Source organism: Algoriphagus limi (genome assembly GCF_024919275.1).
GTDB classification, from domain to species: Bacteria; Bacteroidota; Bacteroidia; order Cytophagales; family Cyclobacteriaceae; genus Algoriphagus; species Algoriphagus limi.
In genome coordinates, this window is the sequence record NZ_JANWGH010000002.1 from 470,500 (window position 1) to 495,207 (window position 24,708).

The 24,708-nt window shown below is 41.6% G+C and carries 21 protein-coding genes; 9 read left to right on the plus strand and 12 right to left on the minus strand.

Annotated elements, in window-relative coordinates:
* The first annotated feature begins 256 nt into the window (after window positions 1-256).
* Genes NY014_RS10410 through NY014_RS10420 form a run of 3 tightly spaced genes read left to right on the plus strand, consistent with a single transcriptional unit; the run spans window position 257 to window position 4,939 of the window.
* Entirely contained in the window at window positions 257-2,323 is a 2,067-nt protein-coding gene (locus NY014_RS10410) for a T9SS type B sorting domain-containing protein (RefSeq protein ID WP_259414523.1), read from the plus strand.
* Window positions 2,324-2,325: 2 nt separating this feature from the next.
* A complete protein-coding gene (locus tag NY014_RS10415) occupies window positions 2,326-3,351 on the plus strand; it encodes a PorP/SprF family type IX secretion system membrane protein (RefSeq protein ID WP_259414524.1) in 1,026 nt (341 codons plus the stop codon).
* A 58-nt stretch (window positions 3,352-3,409) separates the two neighbouring features.
* Window positions 3,410-4,939, plus strand: a complete 1,530-nt coding sequence (locus NY014_RS10420; RefSeq protein WP_259414525.1) for a cryptochrome/photolyase family protein — start codon at window positions 3,410-3,412, stop codon at window positions 4,937-4,939.
* A 12-nt stretch (window positions 4,940-4,951) separates the two neighbouring features.
* On the opposite strand, the gene NY014_RS10425 is transcribed toward NY014_RS10420, so the two are convergent.
* The 3 genes from NY014_RS10425 to NY014_RS10435 form a co-directional block, all read right to left on the minus strand.
* The gene (locus NY014_RS10425) at window positions 4,952-6,016 is read right to left on the minus strand and encodes a porin (protein WP_259414526.1); all 1,065 of its coding nucleotides are present in this window, start codon (window positions 6,014-6,016) and stop codon (window positions 4,952-4,954) included.
* A gap of 2 nt (window positions 6,017-6,018) precedes the next feature.
* A complete protein-coding gene (locus NY014_RS10430; protein WP_259414527.1) occupies window positions 6,019-6,933 on the minus strand; it encodes a mechanosensitive ion channel family protein in 915 nt (304 codons plus the stop codon).
* A 111-nt stretch (window positions 6,934-7,044) separates the two neighbouring features.
* Window positions 7,045-8,154 carry a TolB family protein gene (locus NY014_RS10435; RefSeq protein WP_259414528.1) on the minus strand — a complete coding sequence of 370 codons (1,110 nt, stop codon included), beginning with the start codon at window positions 8,152-8,154 and terminating at the stop codon, window positions 7,045-7,047.
* Between the two features lie 74 nt (window positions 8,155-8,228).
* Between NY014_RS10435 and NY014_RS10440 the strand changes: the two genes are divergently transcribed.
* Entirely contained in the window at window positions 8,229-9,461 is a 1,233-nt protein-coding gene (locus NY014_RS10440; RefSeq protein ID WP_259414529.1) for a M28 family peptidase, read from the plus strand.
* A gap of 38 nt (window positions 9,462-9,499) precedes the next feature.
* On the opposite strand, the gene NY014_RS10445 is transcribed toward NY014_RS10440, so the two are convergent.
* Together NY014_RS10445 and NY014_RS10450 are read right to left on the minus strand one after the other, a co-directional pair.
* Entirely contained in the window at window positions 9,500-11,557 is a 2,058-nt protein-coding gene (locus tag NY014_RS10445) for a protein-disulfide reductase DsbD family protein (protein WP_259414530.1), read from the minus strand.
* Between the two features lie 53 nt (window positions 11,558-11,610).
* Window positions 11,611-12,999 (minus strand): dipeptidase, encoded by a 1,389-nt coding sequence (locus NY014_RS10450; protein WP_259414531.1) that lies wholly within the window; start codon window positions 12,997-12,999, stop codon window positions 11,611-11,613.
* A gap of 99 nt (window positions 13,000-13,098) precedes the next feature.
* On the opposite strand from NY014_RS10450, the gene NY014_RS10455 reads away from it, so the two are divergent.
* Window positions 13,099-14,076 carry an NADPH:quinone oxidoreductase family protein gene (locus NY014_RS10455; protein ID WP_259414532.1) on the plus strand — a complete coding sequence of 326 codons (978 nt, stop codon included), beginning with the start codon at window positions 13,099-13,101 and terminating at the stop codon, window positions 14,074-14,076.
* Window positions 14,077-14,131: 55 nt separating this feature from the next.
* Here the strand turns inward: NY014_RS10455 and NY014_RS10460 are convergent, their stop codons facing one another.
* Together NY014_RS10460 and NY014_RS10465 are read right to left on the minus strand one after the other, a co-directional pair.
* Complete coding sequence (locus NY014_RS10460) at window positions 14,132-14,719, minus strand: COG3650 family protein (RefSeq protein ID WP_259414533.1); 588 nt, start codon at window positions 14,717-14,719, stop codon at window positions 14,132-14,134.
* Between the two features lie 61 nt (window positions 14,720-14,780).
* Window positions 14,781-15,356, minus strand: coding sequence for a putative outer membrane beta-barrel protein (locus NY014_RS10465; protein WP_259414534.1), 576 nt, complete (start codon window positions 15,354-15,356; stop codon window positions 14,781-14,783).
* A gap of 172 nt (window positions 15,357-15,528) precedes the next feature.
* Here NY014_RS10465 and NY014_RS10470 point away from each other — a divergent pair, with 172 nt between their 5' ends.
* Both NY014_RS10470 and NY014_RS10475 read left to right on the plus strand, forming a co-directional pair.
* Window positions 15,529-17,100: a helix-turn-helix domain-containing protein gene (locus tag NY014_RS10470; RefSeq protein ID WP_259414535.1), complete on the plus strand. Its 1,572-nt coding sequence runs from the start codon at window positions 15,529-15,531 to the stop codon at window positions 17,098-17,100.
* A gap of 143 nt (window positions 17,101-17,243) precedes the next feature.
* A complete protein-coding gene (locus NY014_RS10475; protein ID WP_259414536.1) occupies window positions 17,244-19,679 on the plus strand; it encodes an alpha/beta hydrolase family protein in 2,436 nt (811 codons plus the stop codon).
* Window positions 19,680-20,090: 411 nt separating this feature from the next.
* On the opposite strand, the gene NY014_RS10480 is transcribed toward NY014_RS10475, so the two are convergent.
* From NY014_RS10480 to NY014_RS10495, 4 genes are all read right to left on the minus strand, one after another.
* Window positions 20,091-20,873: an undecaprenyl-diphosphate phosphatase gene (locus NY014_RS10480; protein WP_259414537.1), complete on the minus strand. Its 783-nt coding sequence runs from the start codon at window positions 20,871-20,873 to the stop codon at window positions 20,091-20,093.
* Window positions 20,874-21,005: 132 nt separating this feature from the next.
* The gene (locus NY014_RS10485) at window positions 21,006-21,731 is read right to left on the minus strand and encodes a hypothetical protein (RefSeq protein ID WP_259414538.1); all 726 of its coding nucleotides are present in this window, start codon (window positions 21,729-21,731) and stop codon (window positions 21,006-21,008) included.
* A 43-nt stretch (window positions 21,732-21,774) separates the two neighbouring features.
* A complete protein-coding gene (locus NY014_RS10490; protein ID WP_135072322.1) occupies window positions 21,775-22,062 on the minus strand; it encodes a winged helix-turn-helix domain-containing protein in 288 nt (95 codons plus the stop codon).
* Window positions 22,049-22,624 (minus strand): hypothetical protein, encoded by a 576-nt coding sequence (locus NY014_RS10495; RefSeq protein ID WP_259414539.1) that lies wholly within the window; start codon window positions 22,622-22,624, stop codon window positions 22,049-22,051. The genes NY014_RS10490 and NY014_RS10495 overlap by 14 nt, the downstream gene beginning before the upstream one ends.
* A gap of 121 nt (window positions 22,625-22,745) precedes the next feature.
* Here NY014_RS10495 and NY014_RS10500 point away from each other — a divergent pair, with 121 nt between their 5' ends.
* Complete coding sequence (locus NY014_RS10500; RefSeq protein WP_259414540.1) at window positions 22,746-23,198, plus strand: DUF1569 domain-containing protein; 453 nt, start codon at window positions 22,746-22,748, stop codon at window positions 23,196-23,198.
* 32 nt (window positions 23,199-23,230) lie between these two features.
* Window positions 23,231-23,710 carry a copper resistance protein NlpE gene (locus NY014_RS10505; RefSeq protein ID WP_259414541.1) on the plus strand — a complete coding sequence of 160 codons (480 nt, stop codon included), beginning with the start codon at window positions 23,231-23,233 and terminating at the stop codon, window positions 23,708-23,710.
* 2 nt (window positions 23,711-23,712) lie between these two features.
* Here NY014_RS10505 and NY014_RS10510 read toward each other — a convergent pair whose 3' ends face one another.
* Entirely contained in the window at window positions 23,713-24,645 is a 933-nt protein-coding gene (locus NY014_RS10510; RefSeq protein WP_259414542.1) for a hydrogen peroxide-inducible genes activator, read from the minus strand.
* Window positions 24,646-24,708: the final 63 nt, after the last annotated feature.

Genomic DNA, 24,708 nt, shown 5'->3' on the forward strand with positions numbered 1-24,708 from the left:
TTCACTTCCCTTCTTTTTTGAACAATAGTACATTTTTAAGAAAAATGATAAAATTCTAAGCTGCATTTCATTTTCGGACAGCATTTCAAAATACTTGACAATTAGAATTTTTAAGCTATTTTTCATCGAATTGATTGATTTTATAGAATATCATTTTGCTGTATATGATTTACAAAAAATAATATTCTAAAAAATGAAATACAAAAACTTCGATTTATAAGGCAAAATTACCCTTCTGAAAATTAGTACTGTTCCCATGTCAAGGATTTTGAGATCATATCGCTTCTTATTGGCGGCTGTGTGCTTCAGCTGGGGATTGGTATTTAATGCTCAGAGTCAATTTGCTTTTGAGATTCCTCAGCGGGAAAATGCCCGCATCCTAAGTTATGAAGGAATCCAAGTTTCAGTAAGTGGCAAACTTGCCCTTTGTTCTCATTCCGAAAAAGGCAGTATCATCTTAGATGTGACTGGAGGAACCCCTCCTTATACCTTCCTTTGGAATACACATGAGACTACTCAAAACAGAACCAACCTATATGCAGGATCCTACACTGTTAAAATCACTGATTCAAAAGGATTAGAGCATGTAGAATCTATCGTCGTTCAGCCACCTTACCCTCTTATTCTAAATCCAGTTGAAAAGACAGACGCCTCTTGCGGATCATCAGCCGACGGTTCAGCCAAAATCTCTGTGAAAGTTGGTCGTGGAGAGCCATATCGCGTGACATGGAGCAATGGTCTGAAGGATGTATGGGAAGCCAACAATCTCAAGCCCGGAACATACACAGTCATCGTCGCAGATAAATACAATTGCGATGTTTCTGTTAGTTTCCAAATCGAGTCAAAAGAAGCTGGAATTGAGGTAGCAGAATCGATTTCCAATGCATCCTGTGCAGGCAAATCAGATGGAAATATTTCCCTAAATGTTACTGGAGGAGTTGCACCTTATATATATAAGTGGAACACTGGCGCTCAAACAAAGGATTTGAGCAATGTTCCTGCTGGTATTTATGAGGTATTGATTCAAGATCAGGGAGGATGTACGCTGCAGGCTTCTTATCGGATTGAAGAACCTCAATCCATGCAGGTAGATGTTCAATCTGCAAATCCAACCTGCTCCGGCGACAGCAACGGCTGGATTGATTTGAATATTAATGGTGGAACAGCTCCATATACTATTGAGTGGAATAATGGAGTTAATGGCAAAAAACTTGAAAATCTTTCTGCCGGCACCTACTTAGCTACCATTACTGATGCTTCAGGATGCTTTGTAGAAAAGCAAATCACTATCACTACCGAGTCTGCTTTGAAATTGGATTTGATTGAAACTACTCCTCAAAGCTGTGGTGGAGATCCTGACGGAACCATCACTTTAAAGCTTACTGGATCCAAAGGAAAAACTTCTGTTCTATGGTCTGATGGACAGAAGGACCTTTTGCATCGATCTAATCTTTCTGCTGGAACATACGAGGTAACCATTACCGATGAATCTGGCTGCGAAATCCAAGGTTCTTATACCGTAACTCAAGCAGAAGCTGTAAATGCACGAATCGAATCTGCTTTGGATGTAAACTGTGACCAAGGAAGCGTCACAGGTCATGCATGGGTATCTATTACCGGAGGAAAAGAGCCTTATACTATTCAATGGAGCACTGGTGCTACCAATACCCGTGAAATCAATTACTTCAATGCAGGAACAGTAGAGGTAACCGTAACGGATGCCAATGGATGCATGTCTAAAACCTCAACTGTTTTGGATTTCCCTTCAGAGGTGAACCGAAGTGGCCGATTGGACTTCCAGTATAGAAAACTCCAAATCACTAGTCAGGCTGAAGTATTCACTGATGAAAGCATCCTTTTTGAAAGTGAAATTGCTCCTGAAATCATCGCTTGGGAATGGAACTTCGGCGATGGAAAAACTTCCAGTGAAAAGGATCCAGTGCATGTATATGAGGATCCAGGAATCTACGAGGTCAAGTTGACGGGATATGACATTTTCGGTTGCTCTGCATTCGAGGTGAACCAAGTGCAAGTGACCAGTGCAGATGCCCAAGTAGTTATTCCAAATGCTTTCACTCCAAATGGAGATGGGCTTAATGACTACTTCTTCCCGAAGGCTAAAAACATCGAATCAATTACGCTAGAAATATTCAACACCTGGGGTGAAAAACTCTTTTTCACCAATTCACAGGAAAGTAAAGGTTGGGATGGTACCTATCGTGGACAATTGCTTCCACCCGGGAATTATCTCTACAGAATCACCTATATCGATCGGGAGTCTCAGCTTATCGAGAAAACCGGAGGTGTCACCTTAATCCGATGATTATGAGAAGACTGTTTACGTTTATCATCCTTTTTATTGCCAGCCTGGGCCTTCGCGCCCAGGATGTGCAATATTCTCAATTTTATGCCAACCCACTGTACCTAAACCCTGCCATGGCAGGAGCCTCCGAGATGACTCGCATCGGTGTAAATTACCGTAACCAATGGCCTGGTCTTGATCAATCATTCAATTCCTATTCAGCATACTTGGATCACTTTATTTTCGGAGCAAATAGTGGAATCGGCATCATTTTCAATCGATCTGAGCAGAGCATGGCAAATCTTAGTGTTTCTGAAATTGGAGCAACCTATTCCTACAGAGCTCGACTTGGATTCCGATCATTTTTAAGAGTAGGTGGACAGGTGAGCTACATGGATCGGGATGCATATTTTGGAGACCTAGTTTTTGGAAGCCAAATCGATGACATGACTGGATCTATAGGTGATTTTTCCGGTGAAAATTTGGGTGAAGATATGCGCCATCAATTTGTAGATTACAGCTTTGGAATGCTTTTTCATAATGACAATTTCTGGTTTGGAGCCTCTGCCCATCATGTGACTCAGCCCAATATCTCCTTCATCGATGGGGACATTAGCGAGCTTCCACTCAAACTTTCTGCACATGGCGGCGTAAAACTCGATCTTTCCGGAGGAAGTTCTACCGAATTCTTCAATCAGCGTACTGGTACCAGAGAATTAACATTCGCCTTCAATTACAAAAACCAAGGCCCTTTCACTCAATTGGACTTGGGAACCCAGGTAAATATTCAGCCTTTGGTCTTAGGAGTTTGGTATAGAGGAATACCTCTGAAAGAAACAACTGTTCCTAATCATGAATCAATCATTGCCCTAGTGGGAATCTCTCTTGGTGGAGGATTGGATATTGGATACAGCCATGATTTCACTTTGTCTTCACTAGGCAATGCTAATACCGGCGGAGCTCATGAGATCTCTATTCGATATAGCTTTTTGGCAGGATCAGCAAAAGGGGCCGGAAGAAAGTCTTCTATGCCATGTTTTAAATATTGATTTCTCATAAACAATAGTTGATCAAAGGGGCTTTATCTTAGGGTAAAGCCCTTTTTTTATGGCAAAAATCTTACGACTCATTTTAGGTGATCAGCTCAATGAATCACACTCCTGGTTTGACGAAAAAAACGAGGACATTATCTACCTGATGGCAGAGATGCGCCAGGAGACGGATTATGTGGTACATCATATTCAAAAGGTTCTGGCTTTCTTTCTTTCCATGAGAAGCTTTTCTGATAGACTTCAGGAAAGGGGCCACCGAGTTCATTATTATAAAATTGATGATCCTTCCAATTCTCAAGATTTGGAGAAAATTATTCAGGAATGCATCAAAAACTATCAAATTGAAAAATTCGAATACCAACTCCCTGACGAATACCGCCTGGATGAACAACTGAATGCGATTTGCTCCAAATTATCGATTCAATCCAAGGCTGTAGATTCCGAGCACTTTTTGACTGAAAGAGGGTTTCTAGCTGATTTTTTCAAAGGGAAAAAGACTTACCTAATGGAGTCTTTCTATCGGGAAATGCGCAAAGAATTCAATATCCTGATGGATGGCAAGGAGCCTATGCAAGGCAAATGGAATTTTGATCAGGAAAACCGATCTGCATTAAAAGACAAACGACTGCTACGAAAACCAAAAATCCATCCCAAAAACGTAAGCGAGCTATACGAAGTCATTCAAAAACCTCAAATCAAAACCATTGGTCGGGTGGAACCTGAAAACTTCCTTTGGCCGACTACACGGGAAGAATGTCTTGAAGTTTTGGATTATTTCTGTGAAAACCTCTTGATTCATTTCGGCGATTATCAGGATGCATTGACCACTTGGGATCCCTACCTTTTCCATTCCCGTTTGAGTTTTGCTATGAACAGCAAAATGCTTTCCCCCTTAGAAGTTGTCCAAAAAGTTGAAAAATACTGGGAAAGCCATCGTAAGGAGATCTCGATTTCCCAAGTTGAAGGATTCATTCGCCAGATTATCGGTTGGCGGGAATACATGCGTGGAGTCTATTGGGCAAAAATGCCGGATTATGGGCAGCTCAACTTCTTTGGTCATGAGCGGAAACTTCCCAATTGGTTTTGGACAGGCAAAACAAAAATGAAGTGTCTGTCTAGCTCCATTGGCCAATCTTTAGATTTGGCTTATGCCCACCACATCCAACGTTTAATGGTCACAGGGAACTTTGCTCTTTTGGCGGGAATCCATCCTGATGAAGTGGATCAATGGTATTTGGGAATCTACATTGATGCGCTGGAATGGGTAGAAATCACGAATACCCGAGGTATGTCACAGTTTGCAGATGGGGGGATAGTAGGTACCAAACCCTACGTTTCCTCAGCAAATTACATCAAGAAACAGGGGAATTACTGCGATCACTGCGCTTACAGCCACAAGGAAAAGGTAGGCGAAAAAGCCTGCCCATTCAATAGTTTGTATTGGCACTTTTACAATCGAAATCGGGAAAAACTGGAAAAGAATCCCCGAATAGGAATGGCCTATCGGACTTGGGATAAAATGAAAAACAAAAAGGAAATTCTGGATCAGGCAGAAGCTTACCTTGAAAAGATCAATGAGCTTTAAGCGATTTTAAAATCAATCGATTTGTAAAGCCAGAGAACCCAATAGGAAAAAATTATCGGTTTCTGCTTGATCTAAACCCAGTTCTGGTCCCGTGAGCCAGCGACCTTCTAATCTAAAAGTCGCCAATTTCCCCAGTTTCCAATCAGTATTTAAAGATAAACCACTGGTTTTGATTCCCTGATCTATCAAGCTCGTTGCAATTGCTTGGAAAGGATCGTTGTAGTATTCAAATCGAAATGCAGAAGCAAATTTTTCAGAAAATCGCTTTTGTAAAATGGCGGACATCCCCCACCAGTTGCGGTCAAAATCAAAGGCTAAAGTTCGCCTTCCACCATCTAATCCAGCAATAACACGCCAACCTTTTCCCAATTTAAAATCCACATAGAAGTTGGTGAAATACAGCATAGTTTCCGCTTCAAGAGGCTGATCTGTTCCCAAAAAAGTACTCCAATTAATGGTGGTATTCTCATTAGGAGAAAAGGTAGCCTGAGTTCCAAAAGAAGGTCCGTTTTTCCCCGGAATTGATCGAATTCGCTGCCATCCATTCAAATACAAAAAAGCAAAAAACCATCGTTCATCCTTCTCCCAACTCAATCTCGCACCTGTTTCAAAATAAGGACTATTCTCGGCAATGATGGACCTTGAGAGCGTTAGATTTTCCGTAGAAACTGCATTTTCAAAACCGATATGAGAAGGCAAAACCCCTACATCCAACCAAAGTTTTTGCTCTTTATCAATCGCTACACCAACATTGGCTTGGTGAATCCATTTCAGGGCTTGGGGTTCGTTTTCATAGTTATCTCGCATGTAAGAACCTTGTTGTAAGCCAAGATTAACACGAAAAAAATCAGATTTCACGCTGAGATTTACCAGTGCTAAATTGATCCCCAATTGATTTGGATTGGTGTGATTATACAAAAATGGAAGCCTTTTTGGGTCACCCTGCTGATTAGAAAAATCACGCCCATAATAGACATCAAGAAATGCGGAGAAATCCCATTCCAAACCATTGGTTTTTTCCTGGGAAAAGGCCTTGAAGGAAAAAAGGAAAACAAGAATCAGCCCAAATTTCCTCATAATTAATCCTCTTTATCCAAAACAACTCGAGTTCTTGGAAGTGCCTCAGGATAATTTTTCTGCAAGAATTCAATCATCTTTTCCCGTACATGTACACGCAAATCCCAGGCAGTTGGTGAATTTCTAGCAGAAACTAAAATCCGGGATTCTACTGTTCGCTCCTTAGCATCTGTCACCTGAAGAACTTTGACCTTCTTATCCCAAAGGTTGGTGTTTTCCAAAATTCTATCCAATTCTTCACGCATGGCATCAAATGAAACCGTGTAATCCGTATAGATGAAAACGGAGCCGATGATATCTGCGGAAGTACGAGTCCAGTTCTGAAATGGCTTTTCCAAAAAATAGGTAGTAGGAAGTACCAAACGCCGTTGATCCCAAATCCGCACCACCACATAAGTCAGATTAATCTCCTCAATCCATCCCCATTCTCCCTCGACCACTACAGCATCATCCAGTCGAAAAGGCTGAGCAAAGGCAATTTGAATCCCTGCAATCAAGGTTCCAATGGCCTTTTGAGCTGAAAAACCAATTATTATCCCTGCTACTCCTGCTGAAGCAAATAGCCCCACTCCTATCTTACGGATTGGGTCAAAAGACACCAAAATCAATCCTACCCCCAAAATGATGATTACGAAATTGACAATCTTTTGAAGGATATTCAGCTGGGTATAAATCTTTCTCGCCCGAAGGTTATCCTCCTGACTGATATCAAACTGCTTCAAAAAGATTCTTTTCAAAATCCCCGTTAAGACCAGAAGACACCAGGTGAAACCGGAAATAATCAAGATGGTATTCAGGTGAGGCAACCAGCCCAACAAGCCCTCCCAGTTCTCCGATTCGCCTCGAAAATATAATTTGGCAAAAACCAAAAGTATGGTGACCAGCAGGGGAATGATTAATCTGCGGTAAATCTTCATCTAAAAATCAGTTGGTAAGCTTTCAAATTAAAAAAGGAATCCCATACCACAAAAAAAGCGGGAGTGACGACACCCCCGCTTTCAATATTTTGATGAAGGATTAAACCCTCCTCAATCTCCAATCCATTCTGCTACAAACAGGTTGGTATCGCGTGTACCACCATTGTTTCGGTTGGATGAAAACACCAAATACTTTCCATCATTTGAGAAAACAGGGAAGGCATCAAAGGTGTCGTTCTCTGTGATTCGCACTAGGCCTGTTCCATCCAAATTGATCATGTACAAGTTGAAAGGAAAGCCTCTCTCGGTATGATGATTGGAGGCGAAAATGATTTTCTCACCGGAAGGATGGAAGAAAGGTGCCCAGTTGGCTTGACCGAGATCAGTGATTTTACGCAAATCTGAACCGTCTACGTTGGAAACATATAATTCCATTTCTGTCGGCTTTACCAATCCTTCAGCAAGCAATTCTTTGTATTCTGCAATCTCCTCTTCTGTTTGTGGTCGGGAAGCTCTCCAAATTAATTTGGTGCCGTCCGGAGAAAAGAATGCTCCACCATCATACCCCAAGTCAAAGGTTACCTGACGAACATCCGATCCATCAATATTCATGGTGAACAATTCCAAATCACCGGTACGCATGGAAGTGAAGACGATTTTATCACCATTCGGGGATACAGTTGCCTCTCCATCGTATCCAGGCTCATTGGTCAATTGGGCAAGGATGTTTCCTTCCAAATCCGCGGTGAAAATATCATAGGTGTCATAAATTGGCCACACATATTTCCCATCGGTACGACGCTCCGGAACCGGTGGACAATCATCGCCTCCTAGATGAGTAGAAGCATAGACGATAGTTTCATTTCCAGGAAGGAAATAAGAACAGGTAGTCCGGCCCAATCCAGTAGATAATCGCTGAGGAGCATTATTTTTCAGGTCATCTGTCTTCCAATGGGTATAGAAAATTTGATCACATTCCGCACCCCATTCAGCATAATCAGATTGAAATACCAGCATTTCATCATCGAAGGACCAATATGCTTCTGCATTATTCCCTCCAAAGGTGAGTTGCTTGATATTTCGCAGGTACTTCATTTCATTTTCGGAAAGCAAAAGTGAATCCTGCGCGGTATGCTGTGGTTCATTTTCAGCTACTATTTCACTGGCCTTTTCGGAGCAGGCCATGACAAACATCAATAAAATCAGAAATTGAAATCGCATGTTAGATATTAGTTGATAATCATTGCAGCGCGAAGATACCAATTATTATCTTTGGGCTAAACCGAAATTGTATAATGAAAATCTATCGCTTATCTGTTATTGCCGCAAGCCTTCTGTTGGCATGCAATAGCGCTCCCACAAATGATATTTTACTTCAAAACCTGAAAACAGATGTAAGTTATTTAGCCGCTGACCAGTTGGAAGGTCGGGCTATTGGTACATCTGGTGAAGAACAAGCTGCTAACTACTTGGCGGAGCGCTTCACCGAAATCGGCCTTAGCCCAAAGGGAACCGACGGATATTTTCAGGAATTCACCGTTTCCAAGCCTACCAATCCTCACGAGGAAGCAGTAATTGGTACAGACGGAGAAGGAGTTACTGGACGAAACGTGATTGGAATTATTGATAATCAGTCTGAGCAGACTATCGTCATCGGAGCTCATTTTGACCATTTGGGATATGGAGGTTCAGGCTCTTTGTATCGAGGTGATTCTGCTATCCACAATGGTGCCGATGACAATGCCTCCGGAACAGCTGCTTTGGTGGCTTTAGCTGATATTTTGAAGCATGAAAAGCATCCATCCAATTTCCTTTTCATTGCTTTTTCAGGTGAAGAAAATGGGCTTTGGGGCTCCAATTATTTTGTGAAAAATCCAACCATAGACCTTAGAACGGTCAATTACATGATCAATATGGATATGGTGGGACGATTGAATGAGGAAAATACCCTAGCAATTAATGGAGTTGGTACAAGCCCAAGTTTTGTCCCAACTTTGGACTTGGTCAATACTGATAGCTTGAAACTGGTGACTTCAGAATCCGGAGTTGGCCCTTCAGATCACACTTCCTTTTACCTACAGGATTTGCCCGTTCTGCATTTCTTCACAGGACAGCATGAAGATTATCACCGCCCTTCCGACGATTCTGAGAAAATCAATTACAATGGCCTGCTTCAGGTTGTTCAGTACATCCACCGATTGATCGGTCAATTAGATCAGGAGCCTAAATTGGCTTTCACAAAAACGAAAGACAGTTCCGGTGATTCTCCTCGATTCACGGTGACCCTTGGAGTTGTTCCTGATTATCTTTTTGATGGACAAGGAATGCGAATCGATGGTGTATCTGAAGATAAGCCAGCCCAAGCTGCAGGTTTGCAAAAAGGAGACATCATCGTTCAATTGGGAGACTCAACGATTGTGGACATGATGAGCTATATGCGTTCTCTTAGTGCCTTCCAAAAAGGAGATGAAACCCAAGTGGTTTATGAACGGGATGGAAAACGACTCGAAGCATTAGTCAAATTCTAATACAAAAAATGCCTTCCAAATGATTCTGGAAGGCATTTTTATTTTCTTTTTTCGAATTCCCATTTCGCCCCATCCAAAAACTCGATAAAGCCCTGAATATCTGTGTCATAAGCTCTAGGCTTGGCCAAAAGTTTTTCTTCATGATCCAAAATCACATAATAAGGCTGGGCATTATTTTGAAATTGGGTTATCTGAAAATCAGCATTTTGCTTTCCAAGGGTCTTCTTAACTTTCCCATCATAAGAAGAAGTGTACCACTCACTTTCAGGCAGCTCTAGACGCTCATCAATGTATAGGGCTACCATCACAAAATCCTCTTTCAGACGTCGCAAAACCTCAGAATCAACCCAAACATTTTCCTCCATCTTGCGACAATTCACACAGCCATGGCCTGTAAAATCAATCAGCAGTGGCTTATTAGCTTTTTTTGCCGCCCGAAGTGCCTGATCATAATCGAAGTAGCCTTTGATCCCGTGAGGGATTTCCAGAATATCGGCATATTTCACTGGCTCATCCAAAATATAGGTTTCGGAAGAAGTACTAGATGAAGTTTCACCGATCTGAAATTGCTGGGTGCTCATGGGAGGAAGGTACCCACTCAAATATTTAAGCGGAGCTCCCCAAAGACCTGGAATCATATAGACCACAAACATGAAGGTCAAAAGGGCCAATAGCAGACGAGGGACGGAAATAGATTCCAAAGGTGAATCATGAGGAAGCCGTATTTTCCCAAGAAGATACAATCCCAAAGCTCCGAAAATCACAATCCAGATAACCAGGAAGATATCCCGGTCCAAAATCCCCCAATGGTAAACCAAATCGGCAATAGAAAGGAATTTGAAAGCTAAGGCAAGTTCTAGGAAACCTAATACCACCTTTACGGAATTAAGCCAACCTCCGGATTTTGGAAGGCGATTCATCCATTCCGGGAATATGGCAAATAGGGTGAAAGGGATAGCGAATGCGAGGGAAAAAGAAAACATTCCCAAAATCGGTTTGATCAATTCTCCTCCGGCAGAAGAAATAAGAATCGATCCAACGATTGGACCAGTACAGGAGAAAGACACTAAAACCAGTGTAAAGGCCATGAAGAAAATCCCTGCCAAACCGCCTTTTTCAGCTTTCGCATCCACTTTGTTGACAAAACTGGAGGGAAGTGTGATTTCAAACATTCCCAAAAATGCCAATGCAAAAACAATGAAGATTCCGAAAAAGAATAGGTTTGGAAGCCAGTGAGTCGCCAACCAATTGGCAAATTCAGGACCTTGGATCGCAGAAACAGCCGTTCCTGCGATGGTGTAAATTCCAATAATAGATAAGCCATAAATAAAGGCTTGCCGGACTCCTGCCGATCGACTACTTGCTCGACCCGTGAAGAAACTCACGGTCATTGGAATCATAGGAAATACACAAGGAGTCAAAAGGGCAGCAAGCCCTGCCAAGAAAGCCAATACCATAAATCCCCACAAGCTTTCTTCGGGAGCACCTTCAGGTTCAAAATCGGAAATTATAACCGTTTCATCTTCTTTTGATTCTTCTGAATCAATTTGGTTGAAAAGCATTTCTCCTTCATCCGAAGCCTCACTTTCAAGAGCATCGGTATTTTCCTCCAAGCCTATTGCTGTAAAGGAAAGCTCGATATCTTCCTCATAATTGATACACTGCCCCGTCAAGTCAGAACACATCTGATATTCCAAAACACCAGTAATCTTTCCAGAGGAATTGATTTTTAAGGTCTGCTCAAACTTTCCCTCTTTGATGAAATAGGTAATATCCCCCTCAAAAATCTCATCGAACTTCTTTTTGCCCTCAATTTCCTGCAAGTCCCCCAATCGGTCATAGGCCGAAGATTCATCCAGAATCAAAGTGGTCACCAATGGCCCCAAGTCCGGATCAAAATCGGTCCCATAGATATACCATCCCGCAGGAATTTGGGCTTGAAGAACCAGTTTAGCCTCCTCTCCAATCTTGGGCTGCTCAGGAGCAAGACTAACGGTCCATTGGGGAGGAGATATGATTTGGGCCTGAGTCCCCACACTTATCAAAAATGATAGGAAAAACAGGAGGATTTTAGTCCAAGAATGGGAGTTATTCATACCGATTGAACAGCTTTTTATGAGAAAGGAATTTGATAGAGGCTTAGTTCCGATTAGGCTTCATTCAATTTTCGGAAGTGTCGGAAAAATGCCGCTATAGTCTCAATTCCGATGAAGTAATTTTGAACCCCATAGTGCTCATTAGGTGAATGCAAGGCATCCGTATCCAAACCAAAACCAAATAAGATGGGGTCTGAACCAAGCTCTTTTTGGAATAGGGCTACGATTGGAATAGAACCTCCTTCTCGGGTTGGAATTGGTCTTTTTCCAAAAGTCTCTTCCATCGCCGCTTCTGCCGCTCTGTATCCAATGGAAGTATCAGAAACTACAGCAGGTGAACCGCCATGATGACTTCTCACCTTTACTTTCACTGAAGCAGGAGCAAGAGATTTGAAGTAATCTTCAAAGAGCTTTGCGATCTCTTTCCAATCCTGATCCGGTACTAAACGCATGGATATTTTTGCATAGGCTTTGGAAGGCAAAACCGTTTTTGCACCTTCACCAGTATAGCCTCCCCAAATTCCATTTACATCCAAGGTCGGTCGGATACCCACTCGCTCGATCGTGGTAAATCCTTTTTCTCCATGTACCTCATCGATTTCCAATTTGGATTTGTATTCTTCCAAATCAAAAGGAGCTTCATTAAGTCGCTGTCTTTGCTCGGCAGTTAATTCCTGAACTTTATCGTAAAAGCCCGGAATGGTGATATGCTCATTTTCATCTTTGAGCGAAGCGATCATTTTGCAAAGCACATTGATAGGATTGGCAACGGCTCCTCCATAAGTTCCTGAGTGCAAATCTCGATTGGCACCGGTCACTTCTACTTCCATGTAGGTCAATCCACGCAAGCCAACCGTAATGGAAGGATCCTGCATGGAAATCATATGCGTATCCGAAATCAGGATGACATCGGATTTTAACTTTTCTTTATTCTCAAGAACGAAGGTTTCCAAGTTATCAGAACCAACTTCCTCTTCCCCTTCAATCATAAACTTGACATTGCAAGGCAAATCTCCGGATGCCATCATCGCCTCAAAGGCTTTGACATGCATGTAAAACTGTCCCTTGTCATCTGCAGATCCACGAGCGAAAATGGCTCCTTCGGGATGGTTAGGGGTCTTTTTGATTACTGGTTCAAAAGGAGGCGAATCCCACAATTCATAAGGATCGGCAGGCTGCACGTCGTAATGACCATACACCAAAACAGTCGGCAAATTCGGATCAGTGATTTTCTCACCATAAACGATTGGATAGCCAGCAGTCTCACAAACTTCAGCTACATCAGCTCCAGCTTTGAGTAAACTATCTTTTACAAATTCTGCTGCTTTGAAAACATCATCTTTGAATTTGGGATCAGCACTTACAGAAGGAATCCGCAAGAGGTCCAACAATTCATTTAAAAAACGTTCCTTATGAGTTTGGATATAGTTATTTACAGACATGCTTTTTGGGATTAATGAAAGTTCCCAAAATTATCGGATTCAAGAGGAAATGCCTATTTTCCACTCATCTTTTCTCAGTGACAAACCATACAGAAGCCCATGAAAGCGATTATTTGTGAGCAATTTGGACTACCCGAAACCCTTCGATTTGGAGAATTGCCTGATCCAGTACCGGGGCCTAATCAGGTATTGATTGAGGTGGAGGCCTGTGGAGTGAATTTTCCGGATGTGCTGATTATTCAAAATCTTTATCAATTTAAGCCTGAGCTACCCTTTTCCCCAGGAGGAGAAGTGGCTGGAAAAATAATTGGGATAGGAGAAAAAGTTCAAAATTTCAAGGTAGGAGATTTCGTATTGGCGCTCTGTGGATGGGGAGGTTTTGCGGAAAAAGTTGTCGTAGATGCTGATCGCGCCTTCAAACTTCCTGCAGGACTTCCTGCAGAAATAGCAGCTACCACTTTATACACTTACGGCACATCCTACCATGCTTTAACGGATCGAGCCAACCTTCATTCTGGAGAAACCTTATTAGTATTGGGTGCTGCCGGGGGTGTTGGCTTGGCTGCAGTGGAATTAGGAAAATTGATGGGAGCAAAAGTGATTGCAGCCGCTTCCTCTTCCGAGAAATTGGAACTTTGCCGGGAGAAAGGAGCAGAATTGACCATCAATTACGAAACTGAAGACTTGAAATCCCGAATAAAGGAATTGACCAATGGAAAAGGAGTAGATGTGGTTTATGATCCAGTTGGCGGAAAATTTACTGAGGTTGCACTTCGAGGGATGGCCTGGAAAGGAAGATATCTCATTGTTGGTTTCGCCAATGGAGAAATACCAAAAATCCCAATGAATCTTCCACTTTTGAAAGGTTGTTCCATCGTCGGAGTTTTTTGGGGTCAGTTTTCAAAACTAGAACCAGAAAAAAGCTTCCAAAATATCGCTCAATTGATGAAGTGGATTCAGGAAGGAAAAATTAAACAACACATAGGAGAACACTTTTCTCTTGAAGAATCTCCCGGGGCTTTACGAGCTATCTTAGACAGAAAGATGCTTGGGAAAGGGGTGGTAATTATTAAATGATGGCCTTAATTCCAATCCAATTTTTACCTATTCAAGGAATAAATCCAGTTCAACTCTAAAAAGAATAAGTCTCAGAAATTTCCCAATCCAATAATTTCTCCAAGTTTTCCACATCACGTTCAAAAACAGGCAACGTGGAAGGATTAGATGGATAAGTCTCTCCATTAAATTGAACCACCCTATTCTCTCCTCCACTATACAGAATCAGGTTTTTCCAACCATTAGAACTTTCATTATCCACAAAAACAGGGTATTTCACTACCGAAAACTGAGTGATAATATCACCTTGATCGGTAAGCAAAAGAAGGGTACAACCACCGGAACCGCAGAAAAAAGGGCCAGTCATACCCACCAGAATCTCCAAATTACCATCCTCGTTTAGATCAACTTGAGCATAATTGTATGTTCTTCCTAAAGAATCAATCCATTCTAATTCTTCTTTGAACTGATCCAAGAGAGTCAATTGAATCAAGCTTTGGATATTATTCTTGTCTTCAAGGGCAACTGAATCAGCCTCCATACTCCCTTCGAAATCTTCTTCAAGCACCCTTAGGTTCTCCAGCAATTGTTCCTTTTCAGTCAATGGCCGACACCCAAATGCTACTAGAAAGGAAAAAACAAGTAAATATGCTCTAGTAATCATAAGATAGAAAAGGAAGCCTGAATACTCAGACTTCCTTTTGGGTTAGTGGTTAAATAGGTAATTAGAATCGAAGTCCGGCTGTTAGGAATAGACCATTTGATTTTCCCAATTCAACAGCAGAGACATCCGTAGTAATATTGGTTGCAGACCATTGATAAGACAAATCCACATAAAAAATAGCTATGTCCACTCCTGCTCCAGCAAATACTCCCCACTTAGGAGAATCATAATCATCTTCACTGAGAAATTCATTGCTAACACTTGTAATAAAGAATCCTGAAGCTCCTCCAAATATTCGAAGACCTGCGAAAGAATCCGCATCACCCAACACTTCTAACCCAATTGCTATTGGCACTCTAAATCCCTTGAAGTTTCCATCTGTTACTGGGAAAGGGTTATTCGCACTTGTTACTTCGATAGATTCAGTTTGATAAAATAATCCCGGTTCGAAATAAAATTTTTCACCTAAGGCAACAGAGCCACCAAACTGGAATCCAGGGTTTCCCTGTAAATCATCAAATGATCCTCCCGATACATTGGTGAAGTTGACACCCACACCTGGTTTGATGGTAACTTGAGCTTGAAGAGAAAAAACAAGCAACAAAACCACCGATGCTGTAGCAAAAAGCTTTTTCATAATTTTTGTGAATTTAGATTTTAAGAAATTTCGACTTTTCTGAAGTAGTGGCTAAACTTTTGGGTTGAGAAAAAATAACAGAATATGTTTTTTTTGTTAAAAGCGTTATTTTCAGCTGTTATTTCTGATTCAAATGCGGGTTTTCTCAGCTTTTATACTGTATTTTTTGATTATGGGTATAGCTTATCCACAGGATACGCTTTTTGTAAATAGGCACCTTTTCCAAAGTCCTGTTCAAAATGTTTTCGAAGCTAGGGAAACTGTATTTGCTAAAACTACCCTAGCTTTATATCAGTTGGATGGGGATGATTGGATTCCAATTGAACAAGATTTTTCCAAACCTTATGTCTTTTACAAAGGCAATTTTTTTGAATCTGATTTTATTCCAGACTCTGAATTGTTTGATATCAGTTCGATCAAAGAACTAGTCCCTCAAAGAGGCCAATTTATTGCTACGTCAGCTCGGATCGGTTCTCGATTTTTTATTGCCACTGGAAGTGATTTGTTTGAATATGAGATCAGAGATCATTATACCCGAGCCTACCATAACATGTCCATCCGTGATATTTACATGGAGGACAGCCTAAAGGTGATTCTAACTTATTCGGGGATTTTTGTCAATGATAGCATCAAGCTCAACTATCCCAAATATTCCAATGGTCCTCTGGTGAAGATTAATTCCTCATATTACCTGCCTTGGGATGAGATAAGCTTATTTATTCCACCTGACTCCACCTTACTTATTCCAAATGCCACCAACCTGTTTTCAGGAAAAGCCAGAAAAATTATTTCTTGGAAAGGGGAACTCTATTCCCTTCACACCCAAGCTTTTTCAAAAGTTCTCCCAGAATTTGAACTGCAACCTATTCACCAAGGCTTGGAATATTTGGATTTGGAGGTATTTGGAGAGGATTTGGTTTTTGCAACCTCACAAGGCGTTTGTTTAAAATGGGATGGAGCAAAAGTTGACACGCTAGCCCAAATCCCAAGCATCATCAATGATATCTACCAAGTTGGGAATCGCCTGATATTCAGTTCAGATGATGGAGTGTATGAAATAAATTCCGACAACCTAGAGCCCCTTCAGCTTACAAACACACCAAATGCAGTGATGACATCCTTGGATGATTTCAACAATTTATGGATTGCAACTGAAAACGGGCTCTATGTATTAATCCCTGATTATAAAGACCCAATTTTGATTATTCCCAATGTAGAATTCAATCGGGAAGCGCTGTTACTTAATGGAGAAATGCTCTACGTCGGTGCGGTAGATGGGCTTTATCAACTTAACACCTACGAAATTGAAAAATCCTATCTTCCAAATCTACTTAATACCCTGCAAGTTCCGATTAGCGAACGCAAATCCACCTGGTTAATCGGTGGGGCATTGGCTGTTTTAGGCTTTTTGGCAGGTTTTATTCTTTTCAGAAAGAAAAAGAAAGAAGAGTTGACTGAAGTTAGGAATGGAAATAAAAATGAGTGGAACCTTGAGGAACTTGAAAAACGGATTTTATCCGAAAAAATACAGACTGTAGAAGGCTTGGCCTCAGCACTCGATACTAATACCGTTCAACTTAACCGGAATTTCAAAAAACTGGGAACTACGCCCGGAAAATTCCTCAAACAGATTAAGCTAAAACAAGCAAAAGAAATGCTGCGAGAGGGTAAGGATCTAGAAGAAGTTGCTAAATCCATCGGTTATTCGACCAAACTGATCAAGACGGAATTGAACTTGGATTGATACCAAAAAGACACTCAATTTTTTCAGGTTTACTACCAAAAAAATCCTTTGAAATCCACCTTCAAACAAGCCGAAAACCGTACACGGAGTTTTAGCAGTCAACAGCATCGAATTATTGTAATTTTCTAAAAAACTAAATCCATATGATTTCCCAACTGAAAAAGCTTTACCTACTACTCTTCTTGGGTTTGGGGGCGAGTCTACCTCTTTTCGCCCAAATCACCTATCAAACGCCACCAAAAGCCATTGCAGACCTCGTCAATGCACCGAGTACGCCATCGGTAGTCTTTTCGGAAAATGCCGATTGGATGCTCCTACTCGAGCGCGCAGACAATCCTTCCATTGAGACTTTGTCCCAACCTGAATTGCGGATTGCCGGTATGCGGATTAATCCTGCTACCTCTGGTCCCAGCAGATCAAGAGGAATTGAAAATCTGAAAGTTCGGATGACTCGATCTGGAGAGGAAATCCAAATTAAAAACCTACCTGAAAAGCCTTCCATAGGGGATATCGCTCTTTCTAACGACGAGAAATATCTAGCCTTCACAAATACTGAATCCAATGGAATCAGCCTGTGGGTAGTAGACTTATCCACATTCGAAGCCAAAAAGTTGACAGATGCGATTCTGAATGATGTCTATGGAAATGTGATGACTTGGACTCCGGATAATCAGATTTTGATCAAAGCAGTCAATCCATCCCGAGGCTCCATGCCTCAGGCTCCTGCTGCTCCTGCCGGTCCTATTGTGCAGGAAACTGCCGGAGATGCAGCTCCAAGCCGTACTTATCAGGATTTGTTGAAAAACCCTTATGACGAGCAGCTTTTTGCCTACTTCATGGATTCCCAATTGATGCTTGTGAACCTGGATGGAAACAAAAAAGCTATTGGACCAGCATCCATGATCAAGTCTTTTGATTTGTCTCCTGATGGAAAATACATCTTAGTAGATATCATCAAAAAGCCATTTTCCTACCTAGTGCCTGCTGGAAGATTCCCTTATGATGTGGAAATATGGTCCAGCGCAGGACAAAAAGTAAAGACCTTCGCTCAAATCCCATTGGATGAAGTTCGCCCAACCGGTTTCGATGCAACCGTGACAGGTCCTCGAAGCATCAATTGGAGAGCTGACAAAGGTGCAGTACTGTATTGGGTGGAAGCGCAAGACGGTGGTGATGGAAAAGTAGATATGGAAGAGCGTGAATTCGTATATACCCTTCCTGCTCCTTTCACCGGGGAAAAGCAAAAATTAGCAACCACCTCCCTTCGATTTGGAGGTATTGCTTGGTCTTCTGATGATTTTGCAATTTTGAATGAGCGCTGGTTTGGCGCTCGTCGGGAAATCCGATCTGTGATTAATCCTTCCAATCCATCCCAAGGAAAGCAGGTAATCATCGATCGTTCTTATGATGACATTTATAATGACCCGGGAGATCCGCTTTACGAAACCAATGAGTTTGGAAGAAATGTACTGAAGCGTAAAGGAGATTTACTCTTCATGACTTCTGAAGGCGGAAGCCCTGAGGGAAGCATGCCTTTCCTTTCCACCTTCAATGTGAAAACCAAGGAGCAAAATATCCTTTGGAGATCACAAGCTCCATACTACGAACGAGTAGTCAAAGTAATAGACGAAGACGCTTCTGAATTCATCACTATCAAAGAAAGCACTGACATTCAGCCGAACTATTGGTTGGTCAATACCAAGAAGCGAATCGCTCCTATGCAAATCACTGATTTTGCCCATCCTTATGAAGCTCTCAAAGGGATCAATAAGCAGTTGGTGAAATATAAGCGAAATGATGGCTTAGACCTTTCAGCAGTGATTTATACTCCGGAAGGCTATGATCCAGCAACAGACGGACCGCTTCCAGTCTTGATGTGGGCTTATCCTCGGGAATACAAATCTGCCGAAATCGCAGCTCAGGTGCGAGGTTCCAAGTATCGATTCACACGACTTAGCTGGGGTTCTCCGATCTACTGGGTGACTCAGGGCTATGCCATCATGGATCAGACTGAAATGCCTATTGTTGGGGAAGGAGATCAGGAACCGAATGATTTCTTCATCGAGCAATTGGTAGCCAATGCGGAAGCAGCCATCAATCATATCGTGAGCCTAGGAATCGGTGATCGTAATCGCATTGCTGTGGGAGGCCACTCCTATGGAGCATTTATGACGGCAAATTTACTTTCACACACAGATCTGTTTGCTGCAGGTATAGCCCGAAGTGGTGCATACAACCGAACCTTGACTCCTTTTGGCTTCCAATATGAGCAGCGTACTTACTGGCAAGCTCCTGAGGTATATTTCAACATGTCTCCTTTCTCATTTGCACACAAGGTGAAAACTCCAATTCTACTGATTCATGGACAGGCAGACAACAACTCCGGAACTTTCCCTATTCAATCGGAGCGTTATTATAATGCCTTGAAAGGACATGGAGCCACAGCCAGATTAGTGTTTTTACCACATGAAAGCCACGGCTATGCCGCTCAAGAATCCATCTTGCATACCTTATATGAAATGGATAGCTGGCTTGATAAATATGTGAAAAACAGAAACCAACTCGATCGGTCTAAGTAAAAGAAAAACCCTCTCCAAATAAATGATGTGCCCCCAATAGGTGTCTAACTTATTGGGGGCAAATTATTGCTGGAAAGGCTTCTTTTGTTTTTTGTCAACAGTCCATAGTCGATAGCAGGGGAATATTGTCCATTGACCATGGTCTATTTGCTATGGACTAATCACTATTTACTGCTCACTGAATACTGTTTACTGTAAACCGTGGTCTGTCGTCTGTGGACAGTGGACCACAATGGAGATTGCTTCGCTCTGCCTCCCTACGGCAGGCAAGCTTGCAATGACGTTTCCCTACTGTTTACTGCTTACTGCTCACTACTTACTGTTTACTGAAAACTGCTCCCTGTTGACTGTCATCCGTGGATCGTTGACAAAATCTTATCCTATATGTAATTCCTGAAACAAATACTTCAATCAACCCAGATCAGTTCCCCACATCAAAGCAAGGAAAAGAATTCCCAAAACAATTCTATACCAACCGAAAGCGGTAAATCCATGATTGGAGACATAGCGGATAAAAAGTTTGACGGCAATCCAAGCTGAAATGAATGCTATTCCGGAACCAATTGCCAAAAGAATGATTTGGTCACGGGTGAAGGCCAAATCTGATTTAATCAAATCATAGCCTCCTGCAGCCATCATGGTAGGCACAGCAAGCAAAAATGAAAACTCAGTCGCTTGTTTTTTGTCCAAGCCATTGAAAACACCGCCGATAATCGTAGCTGCTGCACGGGACGTCCCAGGCACCATGGACAGGCATTGAAATAGGCCAATGAAAAAGGCATTTTTGTAAGAAATATCCTCTACTTCTGACAATTCAGACTCACGGCTGACCACCTTCTTATCGATCAAAATCAAGATCACGCCTCCCAAAACCAAGGAGATTGAAACCACTACTGGATTGAATAAATAGCCCTTAATGATATCATAAGCTAAAAGTCCCACAATGGCTGTAGGAATAAAGGCCGCCAATAGTTTGAAATAAATTTTCAAGCCCCGAAAAAAACGTTTGATATACATCAGAGCAATGGCCAAAATTGCTCCCAGCTGAATAAATACCTCAAAGGTTTTGACAAATTCATCGTCATGAATTCCCATTGCGGTAGATGCCAAAATCATATGTCCGGTGGAAGAAATTGGCAAAAACTCGGTAAGCCCCTCGATAATGGCTATGATAATCGTTTGAAAAAGCGTCATAATTTGAAATTCTTTGCCGGCAAAAATACAAATCCCCTTCCTACTGCCTAACATTTTTACTAGGGGCTTTTGGACTCATTACAAAAAAACAGCGGCCACAGACCGCTGTTTTTTCTTTTTTAGACCTCTAAATCAATTTAAAGAAGGTAAAAGCCCTTGAGCTACCCAATGGAAATCAGGTTCTATTTCGACTGCCTTTTCCCAAACTTGCCTAGCCTCATCTTGCAATCCATTCTCCCGATAGATCATTCCCAACCAAGCTAGATTATCCAAATACATCCAATTATCCTGCACTCCTTGTTTTTCAAAAAGCGCATTGGATTTTTCAAATGCCTCTTGGGCTATTTCCACATCTCCTCCCCACATACTTGGGGTGAAGTATTTGTTGCTTGCATAAAGCTTCAGTACTATCGGGTTCTCAGGAGCTTCCTCCATAGCCTCAGCAATCAGTTTGGAGCTTTTTCCTCCAAGCAGCATGCCCTTAAATGGGCTAAAGGCAATTTTGTAGCCGTACAAACCTGAAAGCAGTGCCTTTGCCTCGGCTTGGTTTTTTCCTGACTTCTTCATTCCTTCCAATCGCTCTTCCAAGCCATCCACATAAGCCTCGAACAAAGCCTCGTCCTCATCTGCCATGGTGGCGTTAAGCAATCCAAATTCGGTCAAAGCCAATTCCAGCTCGTTTTCTGGTGTAGGACTTTGCTGAAACGCTTGATATGCCATCCCAACATTCTGCTTCCAAAGCGCTTTGTTAGTTTCCAAATATGCCTGATAATTCATCTTTCGGAGTTCCTGAGGATACCGCATAGCCATCAATACGACCATCAAGACTGTTGCGAAAATTTTAGAGTTCTTTTTCATTGTATAAATTGGTTTATATTATAAACTAAATAGAGAAAATTTTTTACTGAATGTATTTTTTTAAGTTTTCCACATAGGCTTCAAATGCTTTGATTCCTTTACCTGTGATTTTGCAGGTAGTAAGGGGGCGTTTTCCCCGAAAAGACTTTTCTATTTCGATATACCCAGCCTTTTCCAATTTGTCCAATTGCACGCTAAGATTACCCGCAGTGGATTCTGTTTTTTCCTTCAGGAAAGTGAATTCTGCTTCTTCCACACTGAGAAGAAGAGACATCACAGCCAATCGTAGTTGGGAATGCAATAAAGGATCAAGTGGCTTAAACTCGCTCAAGACTTTTCTTTTTAATATGATACCCTGGAATCAAATAACCGACTACAATTGCCAAACCGGATAATAAATACTGATCTGTTACCGGAAGAAAAAAGCTCACAGCAGCAGATACGAGCAGGAAAACGCCTCCAAATCGAACTATTTTTTCCTGAACAAGCGCTCCTGTACCGAATACACCAATCCCTGCAAGAATCAATATGATCGGATTTTGGTGGAAATTAAGTTGGCCCATAAAGGCTAAGACAATGATCATTCCCACGAAAATAACGATCCATAATTGATTGATCACTCTTGTCAAATGGGATTTTGCCGGAGCCTTTTTCGAAAGATGATATCCTTTGATAAAACTGACAAGCGTAGCCGGAATTATCAAAAGCCAAACCACATAGGGTGCCCCATAATTCATTTTTTCCAAGGCATAATGCCCAAAGTTGCAAATCGCAACCACCCAGCCCCAAAGGAGCATCTGAAATCCGCCGTCTCCGACCGTCTCCCTTTTTGCCTTGGCTATCATCTCTGTGATGATCGCTAAAGACTCATTACTCGTTAATGATTTTTCCATATTGAATTCATTTTATCAATACCTACGAGACAAATATAATTTGGTTTACATTATAAACCTATTTATTTCGAAAAATTCTTCTAAATGGGTATATTCAACTCCTAGACCCAAAAAAAAGCACATGAAAAATATTTTTGATCTCCAAGTAAGCAATGAATTAATCCAACGAATAGAAAAACTCACTCCCGAAACCAAACCCCTTTGGGGAAAGATGGCGGTGGACCAAATGCTCGCCCATTGCATCATTGCCTATGAGATGGCCTTTACTGATAAGCACCCCAAGCCGAATGCCCTATTGAGATTTTTACTCAAAACTTTCGTGAAATCTGGCGTGGTCAATGAAAAGCCCTATCCCAAAAATGCACGCACTGCACCTGTATTTATCATCGCGGACAGAAGGAATTTTGAAAAGGAAAAAGATCAGTTAATCGCTTATATCAAAAAGACTCAAGAATTGGGTGCATCCTATTTTGAGGGAAAGGAATCTCCTTCATTTGGCCCCATGACTGCACAGGAGTGGAATAACTTATTCTTCAAACACCTCGATCATCACCTCACGCAATTTGGCGTTTAGTTAGCGGAACGATTAATTATTAAATTAATGCTATGAAAAAATTCAGCTACTTAGTAATCCTTCCTGCTATTGTCTTTTTTTCCTGCCAAAAAGAAGAAACCAAAACAGTGGAAATCACTGAGGAAGTCACGAAAACTATTGCCGAGGAATTTCCTGAAAAGATAGAAATGCCAGTTCCAAAAGGTGATAATTCCATGAATGCTTTGGATTGGAACGGGACCTACATAGGAACTATCCCTTGTGCCGATTGTGAAGGAATTGAAATTGAACTCACGCTTAATCTGGACGGAACCTACGAGTATAAAGCCACTTATTTGGGTGAGGAAGAAAAGGTTTTCGAAATCGAAGCTCCTTTCCAATGGGATGAAACAGGCTCTATGATTACTCTATTAGGTATGGAAGATGCACCTGGAAAATATCAGGTAGGCGAAAACCAACTATGGCATCTCGATATGGAGGGAAAGCGCATTGAAGGAGATTTAGCAGATCGCTATATTCTAAGGAAGCAATAAGCCTACTTGAATCTCACAATTTTCCCATGTGCTTTGGAAGTCATTTCTTCTGGAATGGCTTGGGTGATTTCATTAAATAGTAATTCCACCAATTTCTGCTTCAAAAAACTTCGATTAAGAATAATACTCACTTCGCGCGTAGGCGCCTGACCCTTAAATGGACGAAGCCGGCTTCGTTCCTCATCATTCAAATCATGGGTGGCTAATTCCGGAAGTAAAGTCACGCCTTTATAGCGATTAACCATATTTCGAAGGCCTTCTAGAGAACCTGATTCATAGTGGAAATTTTGATGACCACTACTGTATGGATCGCAGAAATTAATTACTTGATCCCGGAAGCAATGCCCTTGCTGCAAAATCCACAATTCGTCTGATTTGATCTCATCGGCAGTGATTTCTGATTTTGCTAAGAGTTGATGATCCTTGGATAAGTAAGCATAGAATTTTTCATAAAACATGGGCTTTTCCACAATTCCCGGCTCATCCAATGGAGTTACAATTATTCCCAAATCCAATTCGTCATTCTTCAATCTCCGAACCACCTCTTCGGTGACCATTTCCTGCACTTCCAGCTTGACATTGGGATATTTTTCCAAAAAGCCCCGAACAAATAAATGCAATAGATAAGGTGCAAGCGTAGGAATAATGCCTAGCTTGATTGTACCGGAAATATCCCCTTTCAATTGAGCCACCAATTCATAAATTCCCTTGCTCTCAGAGACAACCTTTTTCGCATGTTCAATCACCTGAACCCCTATTTCAGTTGGAATAACAGGCATTTTGCTTCGATCAAAAAGAATCACTCCCAGTTCCCGTTCCAGTTTACTAAGCTGAGCACTGAGCGTAGGCTGAGTGACAAAACAGGATTCGGCCGCATGGCCAAAATGCCGATGCTTATCCACGGCAATCAAATATTCGAGCTGCTGAATCGTCATATTGGACTAAAATCTGAATCCCTAAGTTAGGAAAACCTCAAAGAGTTCAACATTCCTATTTAC